The sequence below is a fragment of the Streptosporangium amethystogenes subsp. fukuiense genome, assembly GCF_042665875.1.
Taxonomy (GTDB): domain Bacteria; phylum Actinomycetota; class Actinomycetes; order Streptosporangiales; family Streptosporangiaceae; genus Streptosporangium; species Streptosporangium fukuiense.
The window spans coordinates 4,199,560-4,220,761 of record NZ_JBHTEE010000001.1 but is presented as its reverse complement, the minus strand read 5'-3'; the positions used below and the strand labels follow the sequence as shown (position 1 = coordinate 4,220,761).

The following is a 21,202-nucleotide window of genomic DNA, read 5'->3' as shown; positions in this document are numbered from 1 at the left end:
GGCTCCGGGGGTCAGCGCCGGAACAGGTCTTCCTCGGGCAGCTCGAAGGCCCGCGCGCCGAGCGCCTCCGCCAGGTGCTTCTCGGCGTACGGCAGGACCTCGTCGACCACGATCCGCCGGCCGGTCTCGGCGGACAGCGAGGAGACCCCGGCGTCGCTGATGCCGCACGGGACGATCCGGTTGTACCAGCTCGGGTCGTTGGAGCAGTTGAGCGCGAACCCGTGCATCGTGACGCCGCCGGAGACCCGGATGCCGATGGCTCCGACCTTCCTGTCCGGCAGGCCGTGCGAGGGGTCTCCGGCCACCCAGACGCCGCCGCGCCCCTGGACTCGGCCCGCCTGCACCCCGAAGTCGGCGCAGACGGCCACCAGGGTCTCCTCCAGGAGTCGCACGTAGGCGTTCACGTCGAGCGGGCCGCCGAGCCTGATGATCGGGTAGCCGACCAGCTGGCCGGGGCCGTGCCAGGTGATCCGGCCGCCCCGGTCGACCTCGACGACGGGAGTGCCGTCGGAGGGCCTCTCGTGCGGCGCGGTTCGTTTTCCCGCCGTGTAGACCGGCGCGTGCTCAAGCATCAGGCAGGTGTCGGGAATCTCCTCGGCCACGCGGCGTGCGTGGATGCGCCGCTGAAGATCCCAGGCCTGCTCGTAGGGGAAGTCAACGCCAAGACGGACGATTGCCAGGTCACTCACGTCTCAAGAGTAGTTGACCCGTTCGTGGTCACGACGTGAGAAGCCGAGGCTCGATGCGGAACTCCTTGGCCCCACCCGCCCCGTCGTGCTCGACCTTGTAGGCGTAGGCGCCCGGGTGCACGCTGACGGCCTGGATGAACTCGGTGCCCACGTAGTGCAGCGCCACCCCCTCGTCCGCCGCGTAGCCCCCGGGCAGTTCGCCCGAGGCCACCGCCTCGTGCAGCAGCGCGCGGCGCTGCGGGTCGGAGTCGTAGTGGACGCCGCACGAGTGGGGCAGCAGACCCAGGCCCTCGGACCACACCCGCAGCGTCGGGCCGAAGGAGTCGGTGTTGCCGCCCACGTGCCAGCAGAGCGCCCCGGCGCTCTGGCCGCTCAGCACCACGCCGGCCCGCCACGCCTCCTCGAAGATCTCGTCCAGGCCGTGCAGCCGCCACAGGGCCGCCAGGTTGGCCACGCTGCCGCCGCTGACGTAGATGACGTCCTGGCCGAGCACCCACTCGCGCGGATCCTCGACGTTGGGCATCGGGAACACCGTCAGGTGGCTGACCTCGACGTCCCACTCGCGGAAGGCGCCGTACATCTTCAGCAGCCAGTCGGCGTCGTCGCCGGTGGCGGTGGCGAGCAGGCCCAGCTTCGGCCGGTCCTGGCCGGTCAGATCGAGGGCGTACCGCAGCAGCGCGCTCGCCTCGATGAACCCGTGGCGCTCGGACGGGCGGAACGAGCCGCCCCCGATGGCGAGGATGTGAGACTGCCCGGAACTGCGCATACGTGACCTCTTCGACGGCTTTGGCGGAAACAGGGACCCTAGAGTACGGCGGCCAGCGCCTCGTTGAGGCGCGTATGCCGGAACGTGTAACCAGACTCCAGGAGGCGCCGGGGCAGCACCCGCTGCCCGGTCAGCACCCCCTCCTCCGCGAACCCCCCGATGGCCGTGCGCAGCGCGAACCCGGGTACGGCGAGCGGCATGGTGGGCCGGTGCAGGGCCGCTCCGAGCGCCTTGGTGAACTCCGCGTTGGTGACCGGCTCGGGCGCCGTCAGATTCACCGGCCCCGAGATTTCAGGATTTTTCAGTATGTGTTGTACGGCGAGAACCCAGTCGTCGATGGAGATCCATGACCAGTACTGCTCTCCCGAGCCCAGAGGCGCTCCCAGCCCGAGTTTGAAGATCGGCAGGATCTTGGCCAGAATGCCGCCCGCGCGGCTCAGCACCAGGCCGGTACGGAGTCGGGCCACCCGGACGCCCGCCTCCTCGGCGGGTGCCGTCTCGGCCTCCCAGGGCGCCACCACCTCCCGGGCGAGGAATCCCTCGCCCGGCGGGGCCGTCTCGTCCACCTCGCGGTCCCCGGTGTCTCCGTAGTAGCCGATCGCGGACGCCGACAGCAGCGTCGGAGGCCTGTCCGGCAGCTCCGTCAGCGCTCTCACCAGCGTCCTGGTTCCCTCGACCCGGCTGCGGACCAGTTCGCGTTTGACGTCGTCGTTCCAGCGGCGGTCGCCGATTCCCGCTCCGGCGAGATGAACCACGGCCCGCGCGCCCTGCAGGGCCGCCGGGTCGATGAGCCCTTTGCCCGGGTTCCAGAACGTCTCGTCGGCGCCCTGCGGCGCCCGCCGTACCAACCTGACCACCCGGGTGTCGTCGGCCCGCAGGGCCTTGACCAGAGCCGATCCCAGCAGGCCCGAGGAGCCGGTCATGATGATCGTCATATCGCCCAATGTAATCGACCTCCTTCGAGGTCTTCGGAAACCGAAGGCCGATCGGATTCGCGCCGTTTCCGAGAGAGCCCCGATCCCGTACCGGCGGCGCCTTTGGCGTACCGAAAAGGCGAGGCGCGACACGCGGGAGAGAACGCACCGGGCCGGCCCGCGAAGTCGCGGGCCGGCCCGGTGCGTCTGGATCCTTCCACTGCGGTCAGGCGGCGCCTCGCCGAGTTCCCGACGCCTGGTGAGGCACCGCCTGACCGATCCTTGGCACGGCGAGATCCGCCTGGCGGAGCCTAGGCGTTGAGGCCCAGCTGGTTCTCGAAGCGGCCCTCCTCCAGGCGACGCTTGATCGTCGTCAGGAAGCGGGCGGCGTCGGCGCCGTCGACCAGGCGGTGGTCGTAGCTGAGCGCGAGGTAGACCATCGAGCGGACGGCGATGACCTCGCCCTCGGCGGTGTCCAGGACGACCGGTCGCTTGACGACCGCGCCGGTGCCCAGCATGCCGACCTGCGGCTGGTTGAGTATCGGCGTGTCGAACAGCGCGCCCCGGCTGCCGGTGTTGGTCAGCGTGAACGTGCCGCCGCCGAGCTCGTCCGGGCTCACCTTGTTGGTGCGGGTGCGCTCGGCCAGATCGGCGATCTTACGGGCCAGCCCGGCGATGTTGAGGTCGCCCGCGTCCTTGATCACCGGGACGATCAGGCCGCGCTCGGTGTCCGTCGCGAAGGCCAGGTGCTCGGCGTCGAAGTAGGTGACCTCGTTGGTCTCGCTGTTGATCGTGGCGTTCAGCTTCGGGTGCTGCTTGAGCGCCTCGATCGTGGCGAGGGCGAAGAACGGCATGAACGAGAGCTTGACGCCCTCACGCCGCTGGAACTCGGCCTTCGCGCGGTCGCGCAGCTGCGCGATCTTGGTGACGTCGACCTCGACCACGGTGGTGAGCTGGGCCGAGACCTGCAGCGACTCGACCATGCGCTTGGCGATGGTCTGGCGCAGCCGCGACATCTTCTCGGTGCGCCCGCGCAGCGTGGTGTCCACCGCGACCGGCTCGGGGGCCTGCGCGGGCGCGGCCGCCGGAGCCTGGGCGGCGGCCTGCGGGGCCTGGGCCGGGGCCTGGGCCGCCGCGGCCCGCTCGCGCTGGTCGCGGGCCGCTTCCAGCACGTCCTGCTTGCGGATGCGACCGCCGACACCGGTACCGCTCAGCGAGTCGAGGTCGACGCCGTGCTCGCCGGCGAGCTTGCGCACCAGCGGGGTGACGTACGGGCTCTCACCGGAGGGCTGAGCGGCGGGCTCGGCGGCCGGTGCCGTCGCGATCGGGGACGGCGGCGCGGCCGGGGAGCTCTGGACGGCCTGGGGGACCGGGGCCTGCACCGGTGCCGGTGCCGGTGCCGGGGCGGGGGCGGGGGCGGGGGCCTGCGGGGCGGGCTGCGGGATCGAGGAGACCGGCTGTGCCTGCTGCTGGGGGGCTGGCTCGGGCTCGGGCTCCGGTTCGGGGGCCGCCTCCTGTGCCGGGGCGGCGCCCTCGGTGCCGTTCTCGTCGATGACGGCGAGCTCGGCGCCGACCTCGACCGTCTCGTCCTCGGCCACCACGATCTTCGTGAGGATGCCCGCGGCCGGAGACGGGATCTCGGTGTCGACCTTGTCGGTGGAGACTTCGAGAAGCGGCTCGTCGGCCTCGACGCGCTCGCCCTCCTTCTTCAGCCAACGGGTGACGGTGCCCTCCGTGACGCTCTCACCGAGCTGGGGCATCTGTACGGACTTCGGCATTGGTGTCTTCTCTCGCGTTCCGAGTGAGGGCTTACGTTAGTTGTGGACGTGGAGCGGCTTGCCGGCCAGCGCCAGCATCGCCTCGCCGACGGCCTCGGACTGGGTCGGGTGGGCGTGGATGAGCTGGGCGACCTCGGAGGGCAGGGCCTCCCAGTTGTAGATCAGCTGCCCCTCGGTCACGAGCTCGCCGATGCGACGGCCGACCATGTGCACGCCGAGCACCGGGCCGTCCTTCGCAGAGATGATCTTGACGGCGCCCTGCGTCTGCAGGATCTGGCTCTTGGGGTTGCCCGCGAGGTCGTAGGTGAACTCGACGACCTCGTGGCCGCGCTCCCTGGCTTGGGCGGAGGTGATGCCCACCGAGGCCACCTCGGGATCGGAGTAGGTGATCCGCGGCACGCCGTCGTAGTCGATCGGCACGGGGTTCAGCCCCGCGATGTGCTCGGCCACCAGGATGCCCTCGGCGAAGCCCGCGTGGGCGAGCTGCAGGGTCGGGATGAGGTCGCCGACCGCGTACACGCCGGGCACGCTGGTCTGGCAGAACTCGTTCACGGTGACGGTGCCGCGCTCGATGGCGATGCCCGCCTCCTCGAAGCCCATGCCCGCGGAGACCGCGCCGCGGCCGACCGCGACGAGCAGCAGCTCGGCGTCCAGGGTCTTGCCGTTGGCCAGGCTGACGACCACGCCGGTGTCGGTGGTCTTGACGCCCTCGAAGAAGACGCCCAGCTCCTGCTTGATGCCGCGGCGGCGGAAGGAGCGCTCGAGCAGCTTGGAGCTCGACTCCTCCTCCAGCGGCAGCAGGTGCGGCAGGCCCTCGACGATCGTCACCTCGGCGCCGAAGGAGCGCCAGACGCTGGCGAACTCCACGCCGATGACGCCGCCGCCCAGGACGACCACGGAAGTGGGCACCCGGTCGAGCTTGAGCGCGTGCTCGCTGGTGATGACACGCTCGCCGTCGATCTCCAGGCCGGGAAGGGACCTGGGCGCGGAGCCGGTCGCCAGCACGATGTTGCGGCCCTCGTAGATCTCGGAGCCCACCGCCACCCGGTTCGGGCCCGCGAGACGGCCCTCACCCTCGATGATCGTGATGCCCTTGCTCTTGAGAAGGCCCTGCACGCCCTTCCAGGCGCGATTGACGATCTTGTCCTTGAACGCGTGGACCGCGGGCACGTCGATGCCCTCGAAACGGGCCTTGACGCCGTAGGTCGCGCTTTCCCGCGTCTCGTCGGCGACCTCCGCGGAATGCAGAAGCGCCTTGGTGGGAATGCACCCCCGGTGCAGACAGGTGCCGCCGATCTTGTCTCTCTCGATCAGCGCGACCGTCTTGCCCAGCTCGGCCGCCCGCAGAGCGCAGGCATACCCGCCGCTACCGCCACCCAGGACGACGATGTCGTAGGGGCCGCTGCCATCAGCCACAGGAAAGCTCCTTGTCGGATTGGAATACCGTGTTCACGGTCGCGCCCCTTCCGTGCCCTGGCCGGCCGCGCGGATCCTCGATCGCATCCACGTCGCCGCCTGACTCGGCTCGGCGCCCAGTCGGTGCCCGCCCTTGGCCCGGCACCGACAACCGCATCTTTTCATCTGTCTGTGTTGCTTGTGACCCGCACGCGCGGCTACGCCGACGCCTGGGCGGACCCGGTCGCGTAGCGCTCGGCCAGGCCGACGAGCGTCCGGGTGACCGCCCCGGTACCGCCCTTCGGCGTGTAGCCGTGCGGCTCCCCCTTGTTGAAGGCGGGACCGGCCATGTCAATGTGTGCCCAACGGACACCGTCCGGCACGAATTCCCGCAGGAAGATCGCCGCGGTGAGCATCCCGCCGAAACGCTCGGGGTGCAGGTTGGCGATGTCGGCCACGGGCGAGTCGAGCCCCTTGCGAAGCTCGTCGGGCAGGGGCATGGGCCACGCGGCCTCGCCCTGCGCGCCCGCCGTCGCGACGATCTCGGCCCGGAGGTCGTCGTCGTTGGCCATGACGCCCGCCGTCCGCCAGCCCAGCGCGACGATCTGCGCGCCGGTGAGCGTGGCGACGTCGACGATCACGTCGGGCTCGTCCTGACCGGCGCGGGCGATGCCGTCGATCAGGACCAGGCGGCCCTCGGCGTCGGTGTCGAGCACCTCGACCGTCTTGCCCGCGAAGCTGGTGAACACGTCGGAGGGACGCTGCGCGGTGCCGCTCGGCATGTTCTCGGCCAGGCAGAGGTAGCCGACCGCGTTGACCTTCAGGCCCAGCCTCGCGATCGCGAGCATCGCGCCGAGGACGGCGCCCGCGCCGCCCATGTCCGACTTCATCCAGTCCATCGCGGCCGACGGCTTGAGCGACAGGCCGCCCGAGTCGAAGGTGATGCCCTTGCCGACGTAGGCGAGCTTCTTCTCGGCCTCGGGGTGGCTGTAGGCGAGGCGTACCAGGCGGGGCGGGTTCGCCGATCCCTGGCCGACGGCGACGATGCCGCCGTAGCCGCCCTCCTTGAGCGCCTTCTCGTCCAGGACCTCGACCGACAGGCCGGCCTCGCCGCCCACCTGGTCGGCGATCTCGGCGAAGCGCGCGGGCCACAGGTCCGAAGGCGGGGTGTTGACCAGGTCACGGACGAACGAGACCGACTCGGCCAGCGTGCCGGCGCGCCCGATCGCGGCCTCGGCGCCCTCGGCGTCGGTCAGCACGGCCAGCTCGGCCACCGGGGCGCTCGGCTCGTCGGCGGTCCGGTACCTGGTGAAGGAGTACGCGCCGAGCAGGCCGCCCAGGGCGACGGCGCCGGCGTGCTCGGCGCTCGCGGTGGGCAGGGCCAGCGCCACCCGGCCGGTGCCGGCCAGGGCGCGGACCGCGGTGCCCGCGGCACGGCGCAGGGCCTCGGCGTCGTAGCCGTTCTCGGGGGCGTCGCCCAGGCCGACGACGACCAGCAGGGGCGCGGTCAGCGCGCCGAAAGTGGGGATCTTGGAGATCTCGCCCGGCTTCCCCTTGGCGCCCACACTACCGAGCGCGGCGGCGAGCCTGCCGCCGAGAGCCTGATCGAGGCCGTCAGCCCCGGGAGCGGGGCGCAGGCCGTCCGGTCCGGTATGGACGCCGACGACCAGTGCGTCGGTATCGAACGAGACAGCGTTGTCAGTTGGGGTCAGCCGCACAGTGGTCACACAAGCCGATGCTAGTAGGGCTTGCGCAGTACTCATAAACGAGGGTTCGTCCTACGAATCGCACCGTCCGATGGTGCTACCGGGAGTGGCATCATCGAGAGGGATGGTGCTAATGTCACTAGCACTATGTTGCTCACCTTGGATATGGGCGATCCCCGGCCACTGCACGAGCAGGTCGCCGAGGCGATCAGACGTGCCGTCGCCGAGGGGTCCTACGCCCAGGGAGACCGGCTCCCACCGGCGCGCGACCTGGCCGCCGCGCTGGGCATCAACGCCAACACGGTGTTGCGTGCCCTGCGGGACCTGCGTGACGAGGGGGTGCTGGAGTTCCGTCGCGGCCGCGGCGTGAGCGTGCTCAGCCGCCCCAACCCGCGCAGCGTCATCGAGGAGAAGCTGCGCTCCCTGCTCGCCGAGGCGGTCCAGTACGGCTACCGCCATGACGACGTCATCGAACTCATCAGAGAACTGTCTTGATTTCCTCCCCAGGGCTGAAGCCCGGGGTCCCCACGCTGAAAAAGTCAGATGATCGGGTCGGAGACCCGGTCCTTCGAAGGGAAGACCGAGATGGGCCAGCGAGCCCGATTCCTGTCCGTGGCGGCCGGCTGGTCCGTGCTGGTGGCCGCCGTCCTGGTCGCCGCGCCGCTGACGCTGCGAGACCGGCTGCCCGATCCGATCGCCACGCACTGGGGCGGCTCGTCCGGCGCTCCCGACGGCTCGATGCCGTTCACCGCCTCGGTGCTGTTCCAGGTCGGCCTGTGGGTGCTGATCTCGGGCGTCCTCTGTGCGATCGTGCTCGTCAACGCCGGGAAGCTCAGGAACAGGGCGAACCGCATGGCGCTCGGTGCCGTGCTGGGCGGTGGCGGCCCGTTCTTCCTGGGGTTGCAGGCGACCACGTTGTCGGCCAACCTCGACGTCCCCGACTGGAGGCAGGCAGATCACCTGGGGTGGAGCGCGCTGCTCGTGGTCGCGGCGCTGCTGCTGGGCGGCTGGCTCGGCGCCCTGATGGCCCGTCCGGGTCCCAACGATTCCCCGGAGCCGAAAGCGACTTCTCCACGCCGGGTCCCGCTCGGTCCCGGCCAGCGCGCGGTATGGGTTTCCTGTTTGCGCAACGGCCTGCTCGTCGCGCTCGGCTGCTCCTTCCTGGCCGCGGGGATGGGGCTCGCGGTGCTCGCCCTGCTCGGTGGCGACGGCATGCTCTGGATCCCCGCGACGATCATGGGTCTGGTGGGTCTGGTAGGCGTGATCTTCAGTTCGGTACGGGTGCAGGTCACCGAGGAGGGCGTCGTCCTCTTCTATGGACCGCTCCACCTGCCCCGCAAGCGCATCCCGATCACCAGAGTGGAGCGGGCCTGGTCGGAGGAGCTGTTCCCGTCCAATGTCGGAGGCTGGGGTGTCCGCGGCCTGCCGGGTGGCACGACGGTCATGCTCCGCGGCGGGGAGTGCCTTGTGATCGGCTACGTCTCCGGTGGTCGCTTCGCCGTCTCGATCGACGACGCCGAGAACGGCGCCGCCTTGCTGAACACCCTCGTGGCCAGGACGTCCACCGCTTCCGGCCTCCGCTGACCTCCACCTTCGCGGACCTTCCCCCCCGAAACCGAGCATTGGAAGGTGATCTCATGCCCCGCCGATCCACTGATCTGTGGCTGTTTCTGCTCGTCGCGTTCGGCCTGTCCTGGCTGTTCGCCCTGCCCCTCTGGCTGACGGGTGCGCGGATCGGCGCGCCCGCGTTCATAGCGGTCGGAGTGGCGATGATGTTCACTCCGACGCTGGGCGTCCTCGCCGTCCGGCTTTGGGGCAGACGGCTCGGAGAACTCGCCACCGGTTGGCGTGAGTGGGCCGGGCGGACCGGCCTGTGGATGGGGGAGCGTCGCGGGCGCACGCTCGCGCTCGTCGCGCTGGCCTGGTTCGGCACCCCCCTGCTGGTGATCGTCGCGATCGCGCTCAGTGCCGCCCTCGGCCTGCTCTCCGTCGACCTGTGGGGGCTCAGCCTGTTCCGCGAGAGCCTGGCGGCGGCCTCCCCGGGCCGATCGCTTCCGGTGGAGCCAGGAGTCCTGGCGGTCGTGCAGATCGCGGTGGTCTTTCTGATCGCTCCGCTGATCAACTCGATCGCGGCATTCGGAGAGGAGTGGGGGTGGCGGGGCTGGCTGCTGCCCCGCCTGATGACGCTCGGCACCTGGCGGGCGCTCCTGGTCTCCGGGGTGATCTGGGGAGTCTGGCATTTCCCGCTCACCCTGCGCGGATACAACTACCCCGAGCTGGGTGCGTGGGCGGCACCGATGTTCATCGTCTTCTGCGTGGTCTTCGGAGCGCTGCTCGGCTGGTTCCGTCTCTACTCCGGGAGTGTCTGGCCAGCGGTCGTCGGGCACGGCTCCCTGAACGCCTCCGCCGGCCTGACCCTGCTGGTCGGTAACGCGGCGGACCCGCCCAATCTGGCCATCGCGGGGATCACCGGGCTGGTCGGCTCGGCGCTGCTGGCCGCGGTCTTCGCGCTGGTGATCAAACGCTGGCCGATCGAGCCACAGCCCCAGGCCATCGGCTGAGAGTCGAGGAGAGGAATGCTCCTGCAGCCCTCGCCGATGGGCCTCCTCTGTCCGGTCCGTCCGATTCGCCGAATCCGGCTGCTCTGCTCGGGTCAGGCAGGTCCGCAGGGTCTGGCACGGCTGGAGGAGGCTGGAAGGTCAGCTCACGAGTACCGTGCTCACCAGCAGGGCCGTGACGGTGGTGATCTCGACCAGGGCTCCCAACACGTCCCCGGTGATGCCGCCGAGCCGGCGCACCGCTCGGCGCCGCACCACCCAGGCCGCCAGCAACCCGAGGAGTACGGCCGCCGGCAGTCCCCAGGAGGCGGAGAGACTCCCCAGCCCGGGATCAAGGTCGCTGAGGCCGCCCGGTGCGGCTCCCCGGGAGCCGGAGAGCGAGTCGATTCCCGAGGCGAGCCCGTGGTTGTCCTGATGAGTGCCGAGGAACGCAGAAGAGGACGACCGGACGTCGAGGGCGCCGGTGTCAGGCAGGAAGAGCAGCGCGGCCGACCCCGCGAGCACCAGCACGGTCATGCCCACCGCGACGCTCCGTCGCACGGTGCCCGCGACCATCGCACCGAGCCCGCCGGGGCGGGCCGGGGGGATACCCGCTCGGCAGGCCCAGGTGAGGGCCAGCCGCCCGGCCGCGCAGGCGGTGACCAGGACGATCGGCCCCGACCCCGTGTAGGCGAGTTCCGACAGGGCCGCCACCTGGAGTAGCAGGGTGCAGACCAGGGTCACCACCCCGAACGGGCCGATGTCGGACCGTTTCATGATCTCCAGCGCCCGTTCGGCGGGCTTCCCGCTGCCCAGCCCGTCGGCGAGATCGGCAAGCCCGTCCAGGTGCAGCCCCCGGGTGAGCAGTGCGAGGACCGCCACGGCGAGCACCGACGCCGGAAGCGGCGTCATCCCCAGCCGGAGCGCCATCGCCAGCACCAGTCCCGCGACGGCCCCGAGCACCGCCCCCACCAGCGGGGCCATCGCCATCGCGACACCCCCCGCCCGGCGGTCGACCACCCCGGGCCGGACCGGGAACACGCTCAGTGTGCCGACCGCGAGACGCACCCCGTCGGCGAACGTCGACGACCTGTCGGGAGGCGGGGGCGCGGGCATGACCGCAGATCATAGCCCTCCCGGGCGCCCGGGACGCGGGGATGGTGGGGCCGGCGACGTTCTTTGATCCGGGTACTCGGCGTCTCTTGGCGAACGGAGGCTCGGAGGGACCGGCGCTGTCCCCGGGGTCTCGGTGTCACCTCGTCGAGGAGAGGCTCAGTAGGGAAGGGGGAGGAGACGGCCGGCGACGACGAGGGTGACGTCCTCGGATTCCGCGGCGAGGCGCTGGTTCAGGCGGCCTAGGACATCACGGAACATCCGGCCGCTGGCGGTGGCGGGCACCACGCCGAGGCCGACCTCGTCGGAGACCGCCACGACCCGGGCCCGGGTCTGCCGCCAGGCCGCCACCAGGTCGTCGCACCGGGGCGCGACCGCGTCCAGGCCGTCCCCGCCCGACCAGGCGTCGCACTCGTCGAAGACGGAGGCGACCCAGGTGCCGAGCCCGTCGATCAGCAGCGGGGTCCCGGCGGACCGCAGCAATCCGGCCAGGTCCGCGGTCTCGGTGGTCTCCCAGTGGGCGGGTCTGCGGTCACGATGCGCCCGGACCCGGCGCAGCCACTCGGGATCGCCGTCGCCGGACGGCCCGGTCGCGACATAGCGGACCTCGGGTTCGGCCGCCAGCCGTAGTTCGGCCTCCGCGGACTTGCCCGACCGGGTCCCGCCCAGCAGCAGGGTCCTTCGGGGCGGGGGAGCCGGAAGTGGCGGGGGCTCGCCGATGTCGAGGACCGTGCCATCCGGTACGGCGCGCACCCCCCACAGGTCTGCCCGCCTGGCCAGCTCCGCCTCCGTCGGTACCCGGTGGTCGAGGTCGACGGCCAGCACGTGTGTTCGCTCGCCGACCAGGCCCCGCCGGCGCAGGTCCCCCAGCCGTGCCGGCCGGTCGAGCACGTCCAGCAGCACCAGGTCCAGAGCCGCTCCCGGGCCTGCGGGCTCTCGCTCCTCGTAGGGGGGAGGGGCGGGCGGGCCGGCGGGGGCGTAAAGGACGCGACGGTCGCCGGGGGTGGTGACGGTGAGGCCGTCCGGACCGGGCGAGGCGCGGTAGCCGGGTGGGAGCGGGCCGGCGGACGGCAGCCGCACGGAGCCGCCGAGCAGCACGGACGTGGGGCGGCGGCCGGGGGCGATCCGGGCGCAGGAGACGCACCCGCAGCCCGGGGCCGGCCAGCCCGCCGCAGCCGCGGTACCGGAGATCAGGACCTTCACACCCGGCCTCCCATCGGGTTCAAGGAGTTGCGAGCCGCCACCTTCCGGCGGAAGCGGATGACCTCCGCAGCGTACGGGGGGTCGGGAACAGCCGGGCGACGGGGCACGAGACCATGATCCTGCCTCCACGCTCGGGGGCACCCTGGAGAGGTAGGGTTCGCTGAGCCGCCGAACGGCACTGGCAGGATCCGTGAGAAGGAGCTATGGCATGACGTGGCGCTGGCGTTATGAAAACGCGAATGGCGGCGAGGTAGTCGAGGGGGTCGCGCCGTCCGACACGTTCCCGAGCCAGGCCGATGCCGAGTCGTGGCTCGGTGAGAACTGGCGTGAGCTGCTGGAGGCGGGGGTCGAGAAGGTCACCCTGCTCGAGGACGAGAAGATCGAGTACGAGGGAATGTCCCTGCGCCCGGAGTGAGGGAAGGACCCGCTGATCGGGCGGGCCGCTCGGCAGAGGGGCGGATGCGAACCGGCGATCACCGAGGAACGGCGAGTGGTGCACCGGCCCTTCGCCCCTCGGTGAGAAGGGGCGAAGGGATCTCGACCGGGACAGGTTCTAGGGACGCCGTTTGGGGCTGACGGTCTTGGCGGGGTCGCGCTCGACGACCGGGCCGAGGACATCGTCGATCTTCTTGAGCACCTCGGCGTCCAGCCTCACCCCGGAGGCCCTGACGTTGTCGCGGACCTGCTCGGGCCTGCTGGCGCCGACGATGGCCGAGGACACGTTCGGGTTCTGCAGCACCCAGGCCACCGCGAGCTGGGCCATGCTCAGCCCGAGATCGGCGGCGATCGGCCCCAGTCGCTGGACGCGGGTGAGCACGTCGTCGTCGAGCATCCGGGAGATGAAGTTGCCCCCGGTGGGGTCGGTGGCTCGGGAACCGGCCGGGGGCGGCTGCCCCGGCAGGTACTTGCCGGTGAGCACGCCCTGGGCGATGGGGGAGAAGACGATCTGGCCGACGCCCTCCTTCTCGCTCAGCGGTACCACCTCTGCCTCGATGACCCGCCACAGCATGGAGTACTGGGGCTGGTTGGAGACCAGGCGGTCGAAGCCCATCTCATCAGCGATCTTCAGGGCCCGGCCGATCTGCTCGGCGGTCCACTCGCTGACGCCGACGTAGAGGACCTTGCCCTGGCGTACGAGGTCGTCGAAGGTCTTGAGGGTCTCCTCAAGCGGCGTCTCGTAGTCGAAACGGTGTGCCTGGTAAAGGTCGACGTAGTCGGTCTGCAGACGGCGCAGCGAGCCGTGCAGGGACTCGGTGATGTGCTTGCGTGACAGGCCGCGATCGTTGGGCCCCTGACCGGTCGGCCAGTAGACCTTGGTGAAGATCTCCAGAGACTCGCGGCGGACTCCCGCGAGGGCGCGGCCGAGAACCTCCTCCGCCTTGGTGCCCGCGTACACGTCGGCGGTGTCGAAGGTGGTGATCCCCTCATCGAGCGCCGCCCGCACACACTGCTTGGCGGCGTCCTCCTCTACCTGGGAACCGTGGGTGATCCAGTTGCCGTAACTGATCTCACTGACCATGAGACCGCTCCGGCCAAGGTGGCGGAATTCCATGCTCTGACATTAGTAGGTGACCGATTCGGGATACTCTGCCGGGCGTGTTGCGGTTGATCACTTCGCGGAGGGTACGGCTGGCGCTCGCCGCCGGGCTGCTGGCGGCGGTCGTCGTGCTGGTCGTCCGCCTGTGGCGGAGACCGGAGGGCGGTCCGGGGGGCGACTCCCCGAAGAAGGCGTCGATCGGCTCACCGGCGGAGAAGACGGCCTCCGGGGCCGGGCACGCGCGGCGCCGGCCTCCCGCGCCGCTCCTCGGCGTCCCCACCGAGGAGGATCTCAGGCGGTACGCCACCGGTCCCCCTTCCGCCTTCCGGTCCGCCTTTGAGCGGACGTTCGCGCCCAGGCAGCCGCGCGAGCCGCTGGACGGGGCGGTCAAGGGCCGCCTGGTCCGCTGGGGCGCCGTCGGGATCGGGCTCTGCCTGCTCGCCTTCGGCACGCAGGTCCTGGAGAAGGCGGTCTTCTCGGAGGGGACGCGGGCCGCCGAGGGAACCGCCCTCTGGAGCCCGCCGGGTGTGAAGGACGGGTGCGAGCCGAGGGCGGGGCAGGTGCTGGAGCCGGGGATGCGTCACCCGGCGGAAGAGGGGCCGATGATCCGGCCCACCGGCCCGTGCCCGGTCGATGTCGTGGCCGTCACGGACTCCGACGTGGCCGACCCCACCTCGCCGCCGGACGAGCCCTCCGCGGCGGTTCCCGACGCGGACTGCCGGCCGCAGGCGAGGGTCCCGCGGGTGCGGGTGATCGACCCCCGGATGACCAGGGCGGTGAACCGCCAGTGGCGCCGCATCGAGCGGTGGCTCGCGGCCAACGCCCCGGAGAGCCTTCGCACGCTGGGCAGGCCCGCCAGGGCCCGCACGATCGCCGTCGCCGAGGCACAGATGGGCCTGCGCTTCCCCGACGACCTGCGTGCCTCCCTGCTACGGCACGACGGGGCCCGTGTCGTGGGCGACATCTGGCCGTTCGGCTTCATCGGCAACCGGAACCAGGGGGTTCGCGAGATCCGTGACACCTGGCGGCGGTTCTGCGGGATGGACGGGGAGGACATCGGCGCAGAGGCAGGCGTCGACGCGCGGGCGGAACGGTGGGACGGGCGGATGATCCCGTTCGGCGCCAACGGAGGCGGCGACCACCTGGTGATCGACTCCGTGGCGCGCGACGTCGGGCGGACCGACCACGAGGGCCGGATGAGCTTCACGCCCGGCGGCATCCGGATCCGCTCGTACTACGGCCTGCTGAAGGCGACGGCCGACGCCCTGGAGACCGGCGGGTCGGTGGGCTACTGGAAACCCAAGGTGACCGGCGGAGAGTTGGCCTGGGACGTCGTGCGGTCGTGATCGCCGTCCCTCCCGCCCGAGAGCGGGTGCGGGGACTGCCGGGAAAGCCCTTCGGATCCGCTCCGCGGCCGTTGCGCGGGACAAGAAGAACCCCGCCCCTTTCGAAGGAGGGGCGGGGTCCGAAAGCCGGTGGGCCGAGGTGCTCCCGGGGGCCGCGAACTACTTCTTCGGCGGGACCGGCCTGCCGCCGGGCAGGACGGTGGGCGGGGGGAAGCGCAGCTTGCGGATCTGCAGCGCGCGCATGGCGGCGTAGAAGCCGACACCCTTGAGGTTCTCGCCGGGGAACTTCTCGGCGGCGAGCTTCTTCACCTTCCAGGACACCCAGATCGAGGTGAGCAGCACGCCGACCATCATGATCGGCCAGCCGATCGTGATCACCGCGACGTAGACGTAGCCGCGGACGTCGGTCGGAAAGGGGATCCAGGTGAGCAGCAGGATCAGCAGGGAGAACGGCAGGAAGTACTGGCTGACGACGCGGCGGGAGTCGACCCAGTCGCGCGCGAACTTCCTGACGGGCCCCCTGTCGCGGGCCGGGTAGTAGCGTTCGTCGCCGCGCAGCATCCCCTCGCGCGCCTTGGCCCGGTCGTTCGCCTGGCGCTCGCGGAGCTGCTTGTAGGCCTCTTTGCGGTTGTTGGGGGCGTTCACCGGCTGTCGGCGACGGCCTTCGGCGTCCCGTCGCTTGGGTGTGGGACGCCCCTTGCCCGCAGGCTTAGGATCGTTAGCGGAGGCGGGGGAGTCGTCCGCGGTGGTCTGGGTACGTCGGAACACAACGTCAGCCTACCGGGAGTGCAACTTAGTGACGCCCCCGCGCGTTATGCGTAGGGTGAACCCTATGGTGGCTCCGGTGCTTTTCGGGGGGCTGGAATCACTTGGGGTGACCCGAAGCGCACTTGAAGAAGGGGACGGCCGACGCGCATGAGCGTGATGAAGAGACTTTCGCTGATCTTCAGGTCCAAGGCGAACAACGCGTTGGACAAGATGGAGGATCCTCGCGAAACCCTGGACTACTCATATCAGCGCCAGCTGGAGTTGTTGCAGAAGGTACGCCGGGGCGTGGCGGATGTCGCCACCTCGCGCAAGCGTGTGGAGCTTCAGATCAACCAGATCGAGGCGCAGGCGCGCAAGCTTGAGGAGCAGGGCCGTAAGGCGCTCGGGGTCGGTCGCGAGGACCTGGCCCGCGAGGCGCTGACCCGCCGCGGCAGCCTGCAGACCCAGATCGCGGACCTCCGTGTGCAGCACGACAACCTGCAGGCCGAGGAGGAGAAGCTCACCACGGCCTCCCACCGGCTGCAGGCCAAGGTCGACTCCTTCCGTACCAGGAAGGAGACGATCAAGGCGACCTACACCGCGGCCGAGGCGCAGACGCGGATCAACGAGGCCTTCTCCGGCATCTCCGAGGAGATGGGCGACGTCGGTCTGGCGATCCAGCGCGCAGAGGACAAGACGGCCTCCATGCAGGCCCGCGCGGGTGCCATCGACGAGCTGCTGGCCAGCGGCGCGCTCGACGACTTCAGCGGGCAGCGTGGCGACGACATCCAGGCCGAGCTCGACCGCATGGGCGGCGGCCACGACGTGGAGCTGGAGATCGCCCGGATGAAGGCCGAGCTCGGTCAGGGCACCGGGCCCCAGGGGGCGATCACGTCCGGCCCCGCCCAGCAGCAGCCCCAGCCGCAGCAGCAGCCCCAGCAACACCCTCAGTCCAACCAGACGCAGCAGCTGCGCCAGCCCGGGGAGGGCCTGTGATCGTCCGCATCATGGGGGAGGGGCAGATCGACATCGCCCCCGCCGATCTCGACGTGCTCAACACCCTGGACGCCGAGCTGGAGGCCGCGATCGAGGCGGGTGAGGAGGAGGTCTTCCGCACCCGGTTGCACGCCCTGCTCGACAAGGTCCGCCATGTCGGCAAGGCGCTGCCCGACGACAGCCTGGAGTCCTCGGAGCTGATTTTGCCCCCGGCTGACGCTTCCATGGAGGAAGTTCGGGAGATGCTCGGCAACGAGGGCCTGATTCCCGGATAGCCTGGGCATATGGTACAAACCCGGTTCGCCCCGGACCGGGGCCTGACCAGGCGCATGGTGATCACCATGTTCCTGCTCGGATTGCTCTATGTCGTCTTCGTGGCCGTACTGATCGCGTTGGGCGTCCGTGCGGTCGCGGTACTGCTGATCGCCGGCGTCATGCTCTTCGTGCAGTACTTCATGTCCGACCGCATCGCGCTGTTCGCGATGCACGGACGTGTCGTGTCCCCGCAGGAGGCGCCGGAACTGCACGGCATGATCGACCGGTTGTGCGCTCTGGCCGACATGCCCAAGCCGCGGGTGGCGATCGCCGATTCGGATGTTCCGAACGCGTTCGCCACCGGCCGCAACCAGAAGAACTCCGTGGTCTGCGTGACCACGGGGTTGCTGCGCCGGCTCGACGCCGGCGAGCTGGAGGGCGTGCTGGCCCACGAGATGTCCCACGTGGCGCACCGGGACGTCGCGGTCATGACGATCGCGTCCTTCCTCGGCATAGTCGCCGGGCTGATGACCAGGGTCGCGCTCTACAGCGGCCTGGGACGCGGGCGCGACGACCGGGGCGGGCTGCCGATCGGCCTGATCATCATGCTCGTCTCGATCCTGGTGTACGCGGTCAGTTTCCTGCTCACCCGGGCCCTGTCGCGCTACCGGGAACTGGCCGCCGACCGTGCGGGAGCGCTGCTCACCCAGCGCCCGTCGGCCCTGTCCAGCGCCCTTGTCAAGATCAGCGGCGAGATGGCGCGCATCCCGACCAGGGATCTGCGCGAGGCCGAGCCGTTCAACGCCTTCTTCTTCGCGCCGGCCCTCTCCGGCAAGGCGAGCCTGAGCGCGCTGCTGGCGACCCACCCGCCGCTGGAGCAGCGCCTTGACCAGCTCGGCAGGATCTCCGCCCAGCTCGGGCAGGGCGGGTGACGCGGCGGGAGCGCCGTTCCGTGGAAGTGGAAGCCGTGAAGGGGAAGGGACCGGATGCGCTGGTGGGATGCCCTGCTGGGCCGAGGTAAACCGGCCAAGGCCGACCTGGACGCGCTGTTCGCGCTGCCCTCGGCCGCGGTGACCCTGCAGGCGGCCACCGACCTGGCGCCGACCGGGCTTGGGGCGGTCTGCTTCCGCTCGGCCGAGGGCGGGGCGTTCGCCGCCCTTGAGCGCGACATCACCCAGTTGCTGGACGCCGGAGGCGGCCCGCCGGTGGAGGTGTCGAAGGACGCCTACGGCTACACATGGCTGCTGGTCCGCCGCACGCCCGAACTGCTCGGCGATCTGGTCACCGACCTGCACGCGGTCAACTCCTCCCTCGAGGCGGCGGGTTTCGGCCCCTCGCTGCTCTGCTCGCTGGTCTCCTTCGCGGCCCCCGACGGTCGCGGGCTCGCCATGGTCTACCTCTACAAGCAGGGCACCTTCTACCCGTTCGCCCCGCTGCCCGGGCAGACGGGGCGCCGGGACAACGCGCTGGAGCTGCAGGTACGCGGTGCGATCGGCGGTGAACTGGAGATCGAGCCGGATCTCGGCCGCTGGTTCCCCCTCTGGGGCGCGCCCGGCCTCTGATCCGTCCGTCCGGCCCGGTCCGGGCCGGCCCTCCGCAAGATCGTCTCTGGCTCTCACGCAAGGGGTCCCGCCCGTTCCGAGGATCCTGAAAGGCCGTCTGGAACGCGCTACCGAGGTCCGTCCGACTTGCGGTTTGATGTACGTCCTGTGACCCTTTGCCCCCACAATGGGTCCGGAAGTTCATCACGGAAGAAGGGTGTGACCATGGCGGACCTCGCGTCCTTGCGGCCCGGGGATCCCGAGCACGTGCGGGAGTACCGGCTCACCGCCCGGCTCGGTGAGGGTGGCCAGGGAACGGTCTACCTGGGAATCTCCCCGACCGGTGCCCGTGTCGCGGTCAAGCTGCTCCGCGCCGACCTCGCGCAGGACGAGGAGGCGATGGAGCGTTTCGTCCGTGAGGTCAGCACGACCCAGCGGGTCGCTCCCTTCTGTACCGCCGCGGTGATCGACACCGGGGTCGACCAGCATCGCCCGTACATCGTCAGCGAGTACATCGACGGCCCGACGCTCGACGCGGTCGTGGCCACCGAGGGTCCCCGGCACGGCGCCTCCCTGCACCGCCTGGCGATCGGCACGGTCACCGCGCTCGTCGCGATCCACCAGGCGGGAATCGTCCATCGCGACTTCAAGCCCTCCAACGTGCTGCTGGCCCCCGACGGCCCCCGAGTGATCGACTTCGGTATCGCCAAGGCGCTCGACCGCACCTCCACGCTGACCGCGATGGCGATCGGCACCCCCTCCTACATGACCCCCGAGCAGCTGGCGGGGGAGAACGCGGGCTCACCCGCCGACATGTTCGCCTGGGGCTGCACGATGGTCTTCGCGGCCACCGGGCAGCCGCCGTTCGGTACGGACAGCCTGCCTGCGATCTTCAACCGGATCATGAACATGGAGCCCGACCTGGGGGCGATCGCCGATCCGGCGCTGCGCGACCTGGTCGGGCAGTGCCTGTCCAAGGACGCCACCCAGCGGCCCACGGCGGGCGAGGCGCTGCTGCGGCTGCTCGGCCACGCGGGCGGGCCGGCGGCCGGCGCCGTGCTGCCCACCGCACCCCGCGGCATCCTCGCCGAGGGCTCGGCGGCCGCGGCGCAGCAGACCGGGCCCGGCCCCGGCGGCTACCCCGCCGGGAGCGAACCCGCCCCCACCGCCACCACTTACGGGCGGCGGCACCCGGGAGGCGACGACCGCACGCGGCAGGGCTATCCGCATCACCCGGAACAGCAGCCGTATCCCCAGCAGGGCGGTCCCGGCGGGGGATACCCCGGGCAGGGCCCGCAGGGCGGCCCGGTGGGCTACCTCCAACACTCCGAACCGCGTGGTCACACCCAGCCGTCCATGCCCCACGGTTACACGCAGCCGTCCGAGGCCCACGGCTACGCCCAGTATCCGCAGCAGGGGCCGGGATACCCGCAGCAGGGATACCAGGGGCCCCAGGGGCCCACGGGACCACAGCCCTACGGCGGTCCCGTGCCCCATGCCTCCCACGACGGTGCCCCGTACCAGAACCCCGGATCACCCGGATATCCGGGACACCCCGCGCCCGCCAGGAGCGGGCGCGGAGTGTGGCTCGCGGTCGCGGGCGGCCTGCTGGCCACCGCCCTCGTGGCCGGAGGCGTCGTGCTGGCGGTGCGCGGCGGCAGTACCGAGACGCCGGGCGACCCCCAGGCGGGCACCACCCAGAACGGCGACCCGCAGACCGGCGGTACGGAGCAGGCGAGCCCCCCCGCCTCCGCGACCCCGACCCCCGAAGCGCCGACGGTGCCGCAGGCGACCAACAAGATCAAGCTGCCCGGCAGTTCGATCACGCTCCATGAGAGCCCCCAGGACCCGATCAAGCTGAGTTCCTACAGTCTCGACTGGGAGAAGACCCTCTACGTCAGAAAGTACGGCACCGACCGGTTCGCCAAGAACGACAAGTACTTCCACTACACGCTCAACGCCGCGGGCACCCAGGCGCTGGGGACCGACCGGATCTACGACGCGCAGAACTACTCGATCGTGTCGGTCATCGACCAGCGCACCGGCGCGGCGAGCAAGATCAGGATCACCAAGGCGCCGGTCTACCCGACGCTGCCGCAGTGGTCGCCGGACGGCAAACGCGGACTGGTGACGCTGTACGAGGCCGTGGACGACACCAGCAAGGAGTACGGCTTCGCGATCATCGACACCGTCACGAAGAAGGCCAGGATCGTCCGGGTGAAGGAGAAGGACGCGGGCACGTGGAGCTACTTCTGGCGGGGTGACGGCCGTGCCGTCGGCACCTGGGCGCTCACCGGCAAGACCCAGCGCATCCGCTTCTACGACCTGCAGGGCACCGTGCTGCAGACCCTGCTGGACGTGGGAACCCCGATCACCGTCGAGGGCGACGACATCTCCCCGTCGGGATCGTCACTGCTCACGTACTGCAAGGAGAGCGAGAAGGAGATCTGCGTCTGGTCCACCGCCTCCGACGCCCCGGCGAAGGTGCGGATCCCGTTCGAGACCGAGCGGCTCATCGGCTGGTACGACGACAAGCACATCGCGGGCTGGCGGCGCAAGGGTTCCGGCTACGAGGCCGTGGTGTTCGACTTCAAGGGACGGTCGCAGCGGGTGCTGGCCACCACCACCGACGCCAAGGAGTACGAGAAGCAGTTCATGCGCTTCACCCGGGAGGGCTGA

The 21,202-nt window shown here is 70.7% G+C and carries 20 protein-coding genes; 10 read left to right on the top strand and 10 right to left on the bottom strand.

Going from position 1 to position 21,202, the window contains the following annotated elements; genetic code table 11:
- Positions 1 to 11: 11 nt before the first annotated feature.
- The 6 genes from lipB to ACFQVD_RS17825 all read right to left on the bottom strand — a co-directional run bounded on the left by lipB (position 12) and on the right by ACFQVD_RS17825 (position 7,305).
- Positions 12 to 689 (bottom strand): lipoyl(octanoyl) transferase LipB, encoded by a 678-nt coding sequence (gene lipB / locus ACFQVD_RS17850; RefSeq protein ID WP_343963872.1) that lies wholly within the window; start codon positions 687 to 689, stop codon positions 12 to 14.
- Positions 690 to 717: 28 nt separating this feature from the next.
- Entirely contained in the window at positions 718 to 1,455 is a 738-nt protein-coding gene (locus ACFQVD_RS17845; RefSeq protein WP_343963870.1) for a Type 1 glutamine amidotransferase-like domain-containing protein, read from the bottom strand.
- A 38-nt stretch (positions 1,456 to 1,493) separates the two neighbouring features.
- Positions 1,494 to 2,390: a TIGR01777 family oxidoreductase gene (locus tag ACFQVD_RS17840; RefSeq protein ID WP_343963868.1), complete on the bottom strand. Its 897-nt coding sequence runs from the start codon at positions 2,388 to 2,390 to the stop codon at positions 1,494 to 1,496.
- Between the two features lie 290 nt (positions 2,391 to 2,680).
- On the bottom strand, positions 2,681 to 4,147 hold the full coding sequence (gene sucB / locus ACFQVD_RS17835) for a 2-oxoglutarate dehydrogenase, E2 component, dihydrolipoamide succinyltransferase (protein WP_364155349.1): 1,467 nt from the start codon (positions 4,145 to 4,147) through the stop codon (positions 2,681 to 2,683).
- A gap of 36 nt (positions 4,148 to 4,183) precedes the next feature.
- Positions 4,184 to 5,563, bottom strand: a complete 1,380-nt coding sequence (gene lpdA / locus ACFQVD_RS17830; RefSeq protein ID WP_343965919.1) for a dihydrolipoyl dehydrogenase — start codon at positions 5,561 to 5,563, stop codon at positions 4,184 to 4,186.
- Positions 5,564 to 5,760: 197 nt separating this feature from the next.
- Positions 5,761 to 7,305 carry a leucyl aminopeptidase gene (locus tag ACFQVD_RS17825; protein WP_364155353.1) on the bottom strand — a complete coding sequence of 515 codons (1,545 nt, stop codon included), beginning with the start codon at positions 7,303 to 7,305 and terminating at the stop codon, positions 5,761 to 5,763.
- 90 nt (positions 7,306 to 7,395) lie between these two features.
- On the opposite strand from ACFQVD_RS17825, the gene ACFQVD_RS17820 reads away from it, so the two are divergent.
- From ACFQVD_RS17820 to ACFQVD_RS17810, 3 genes are all read left to right on the top strand, one after another.
- Positions 7,396 to 7,743 (top strand): GntR family transcriptional regulator, encoded by a 348-nt coding sequence (locus tag ACFQVD_RS17820; RefSeq protein ID WP_343982896.1) that lies wholly within the window; start codon positions 7,396 to 7,398, stop codon positions 7,741 to 7,743.
- A 90-nt stretch (positions 7,744 to 7,833) separates the two neighbouring features.
- The gene (locus ACFQVD_RS17815; RefSeq protein ID WP_343982899.1) at positions 7,834 to 8,832 is read left to right on the top strand and encodes a DUF1648 domain-containing protein; all 999 of its coding nucleotides are present in this window, start codon (positions 7,834 to 7,836) and stop codon (positions 8,830 to 8,832) included.
- A 53-nt stretch (positions 8,833 to 8,885) separates the two neighbouring features.
- On the top strand, positions 8,886 to 9,809 hold the full coding sequence (locus tag ACFQVD_RS17810) for a CPBP family intramembrane glutamic endopeptidase (protein ID WP_343982902.1): 924 nt from the start codon (positions 8,886 to 8,888) through the stop codon (positions 9,807 to 9,809).
- Positions 9,810 to 9,947: 138 nt separating this feature from the next.
- On the opposite strand, the gene ACFQVD_RS17805 is transcribed toward ACFQVD_RS17810, so the two are convergent.
- Together ACFQVD_RS17805 and ACFQVD_RS17800 are read right to left on the bottom strand one after the other, a co-directional pair.
- The gene (locus ACFQVD_RS17805; protein ID WP_343982905.1) at positions 9,948 to 10,901 is read right to left on the bottom strand and encodes an adenosylcobinamide-GDP ribazoletransferase; all 954 of its coding nucleotides are present in this window, start codon (positions 10,899 to 10,901) and stop codon (positions 9,948 to 9,950) included.
- A gap of 156 nt (positions 10,902 to 11,057) precedes the next feature.
- Positions 11,058 to 12,101 (bottom strand): bifunctional adenosylcobinamide kinase/adenosylcobinamide-phosphate guanylyltransferase, encoded by a 1,044-nt coding sequence (locus tag ACFQVD_RS17800; protein WP_343982907.1) that lies wholly within the window; start codon positions 12,099 to 12,101, stop codon positions 11,058 to 11,060.
- A gap of 208 nt (positions 12,102 to 12,309) precedes the next feature.
- Between ACFQVD_RS17800 and ACFQVD_RS17795 the strand changes: the two genes are divergently transcribed.
- Positions 12,310 to 12,516, top strand: coding sequence for a hypothetical protein (locus ACFQVD_RS17795; RefSeq protein ID WP_030910294.1), 207 nt, complete (start codon positions 12,310 to 12,312; stop codon positions 12,514 to 12,516).
- Positions 12,517 to 12,654: 138 nt separating this feature from the next.
- Here ACFQVD_RS17795 and ACFQVD_RS17790 read toward each other — a convergent pair whose 3' ends face one another.
- Positions 12,655 to 13,653 carry an aldo/keto reductase family protein gene (locus ACFQVD_RS17790; RefSeq protein ID WP_343982911.1) on the bottom strand — a complete coding sequence of 333 codons (999 nt, stop codon included), beginning with the start codon at positions 13,651 to 13,653 and terminating at the stop codon, positions 12,655 to 12,657.
- Between the two features lie 44 nt (positions 13,654 to 13,697).
- On the opposite strand from ACFQVD_RS17790, the gene ACFQVD_RS17785 reads away from it, so the two are divergent.
- A complete protein-coding gene (locus ACFQVD_RS17785; protein WP_343982914.1) occupies positions 13,698 to 14,984 on the top strand; it encodes an SMI1/KNR4 family protein in 1,287 nt (428 codons plus the stop codon).
- Positions 14,985 to 15,143: 159 nt separating this feature from the next.
- Here the strand turns inward: ACFQVD_RS17785 and ACFQVD_RS17780 are convergent, their stop codons facing one another.
- Positions 15,144 to 15,752 (bottom strand): DUF3043 domain-containing protein, encoded by a 609-nt coding sequence (locus ACFQVD_RS17780; RefSeq protein WP_343982916.1) that lies wholly within the window; start codon positions 15,750 to 15,752, stop codon positions 15,144 to 15,146.
- A 147-nt stretch (positions 15,753 to 15,899) separates the two neighbouring features.
- On the opposite strand from ACFQVD_RS17780, the gene ACFQVD_RS17775 reads away from it, so the two are divergent.
- The 5 genes from ACFQVD_RS17775 to ACFQVD_RS17755 all read left to right on the top strand — a co-directional run bounded on the left by ACFQVD_RS17775 (position 15,900) and on the right by ACFQVD_RS17755 (position 21,202).
- Positions 15,900 to 16,727: a PspA/IM30 family protein gene (locus tag ACFQVD_RS17775; RefSeq protein ID WP_343982919.1), complete on the top strand. Its 828-nt coding sequence runs from the start codon at positions 15,900 to 15,902 to the stop codon at positions 16,725 to 16,727.
- Positions 16,724 to 17,002 (top strand): PspA-associated protein PspAA, encoded by a 279-nt coding sequence (gene pspAA, locus ACFQVD_RS17770; RefSeq protein WP_343982922.1) that lies wholly within the window; start codon positions 16,724 to 16,726, stop codon positions 17,000 to 17,002. The genes ACFQVD_RS17775 and pspAA overlap by 4 nt, the downstream gene beginning before the upstream one ends.
- A 9-nt stretch (positions 17,003 to 17,011) precedes the next feature.
- Positions 17,012 to 17,914, top strand: a complete 903-nt coding sequence (gene htpX, locus ACFQVD_RS17765; protein WP_343982925.1) for a zinc metalloprotease HtpX — start codon at positions 17,012 to 17,014, stop codon at positions 17,912 to 17,914.
- Positions 17,915 to 17,968: 54 nt separating this feature from the next.
- Entirely contained in the window at positions 17,969 to 18,544 is a 576-nt protein-coding gene (gene pspAB, locus ACFQVD_RS17760) for a PspA-associated protein PspAB (RefSeq protein ID WP_343982928.1), read from the top strand.
- 204 nt (positions 18,545 to 18,748) lie between these two features.
- Entirely contained in the window at positions 18,749 to 21,202 is a 2,454-nt protein-coding gene (locus tag ACFQVD_RS17755; protein ID WP_386271559.1) for a serine/threonine protein kinase, read from the top strand.

What these genes read in the sequence shown, in the direction of transcription:
- ACFQVD_RS17845 (WP_343963870.1), bottom strand. Translation starts at nt 1,455, where the DNA reads ATGCGCAGTTCCGGGCAGTCTCACATCCTCGCCATCGGGGGCGGCTCG.
- ACFQVD_RS17840 (WP_343963868.1), bottom strand. Translation starts at nt 2,390, where the DNA reads ATGACGATCATCATGACCGGCTCCTCGGGCCTGCTGGGATCGGCTCTG.
- sucB (WP_364155349.1), bottom strand. Translation starts at nt 4,147, where the DNA reads ATGCCGAAGTCCGTACAGATGCCCCAGCTCGGTGAGAGCGTCACGGAG.
- ACFQVD_RS17825 (WP_364155353.1), bottom strand. Translation starts at nt 7,305, where the DNA reads ATGAGTACTGCGCAAGCCCTACTAGCATCGGCTTGTGTGACCACTGTG.
- ACFQVD_RS17820 (WP_343982896.1), top strand. Translation starts at nt 7,396, where the DNA reads ATGTTGCTCACCTTGGATATGGGCGATCCCCGGCCACTGCACGAGCAG.
- ACFQVD_RS17815 (WP_343982899.1), top strand. Translation starts at nt 7,834, where the DNA reads ATGGGCCAGCGAGCCCGATTCCTGTCCGTGGCGGCCGGCTGGTCCGTG.
- ACFQVD_RS17810 (WP_343982902.1), top strand. Translation starts at nt 8,886, where the DNA reads ATGCCCCGCCGATCCACTGATCTGTGGCTGTTTCTGCTCGTCGCGTTC.
- ACFQVD_RS17805 (WP_343982905.1), bottom strand. Translation starts at nt 10,901, where the DNA reads ATGCCCGCGCCCCCGCCTCCCGACAGGTCGTCGACGTTCGCCGACGGG.
- ACFQVD_RS17795 (WP_030910294.1), top strand. Translation starts at nt 12,310, where the DNA reads ATGACGTGGCGCTGGCGTTATGAAAACGCGAATGGCGGCGAGGTAGTC.
- ACFQVD_RS17790 (WP_343982911.1), bottom strand. Translation starts at nt 13,653, where the DNA reads ATGGAATTCCGCCACCTTGGCCGGAGCGGTCTCATGGTCAGTGAGATC.
- ACFQVD_RS17775 (WP_343982919.1), top strand. Translation starts at nt 15,900, where the DNA reads ATGAGCGTGATGAAGAGACTTTCGCTGATCTTCAGGTCCAAGGCGAAC.
- htpX (WP_343982925.1), top strand. Translation starts at nt 17,012, where the DNA reads ATGGTACAAACCCGGTTCGCCCCGGACCGGGGCCTGACCAGGCGCATG.
- pspAB (WP_343982928.1), top strand. Translation starts at nt 17,969, where the DNA reads ATGCGCTGGTGGGATGCCCTGCTGGGCCGAGGTAAACCGGCCAAGGCC.
- ACFQVD_RS17755 (WP_386271559.1), top strand. Translation starts at nt 18,749, where the DNA reads ATGGCGGACCTCGCGTCCTTGCGGCCCGGGGATCCCGAGCACGTGCGG.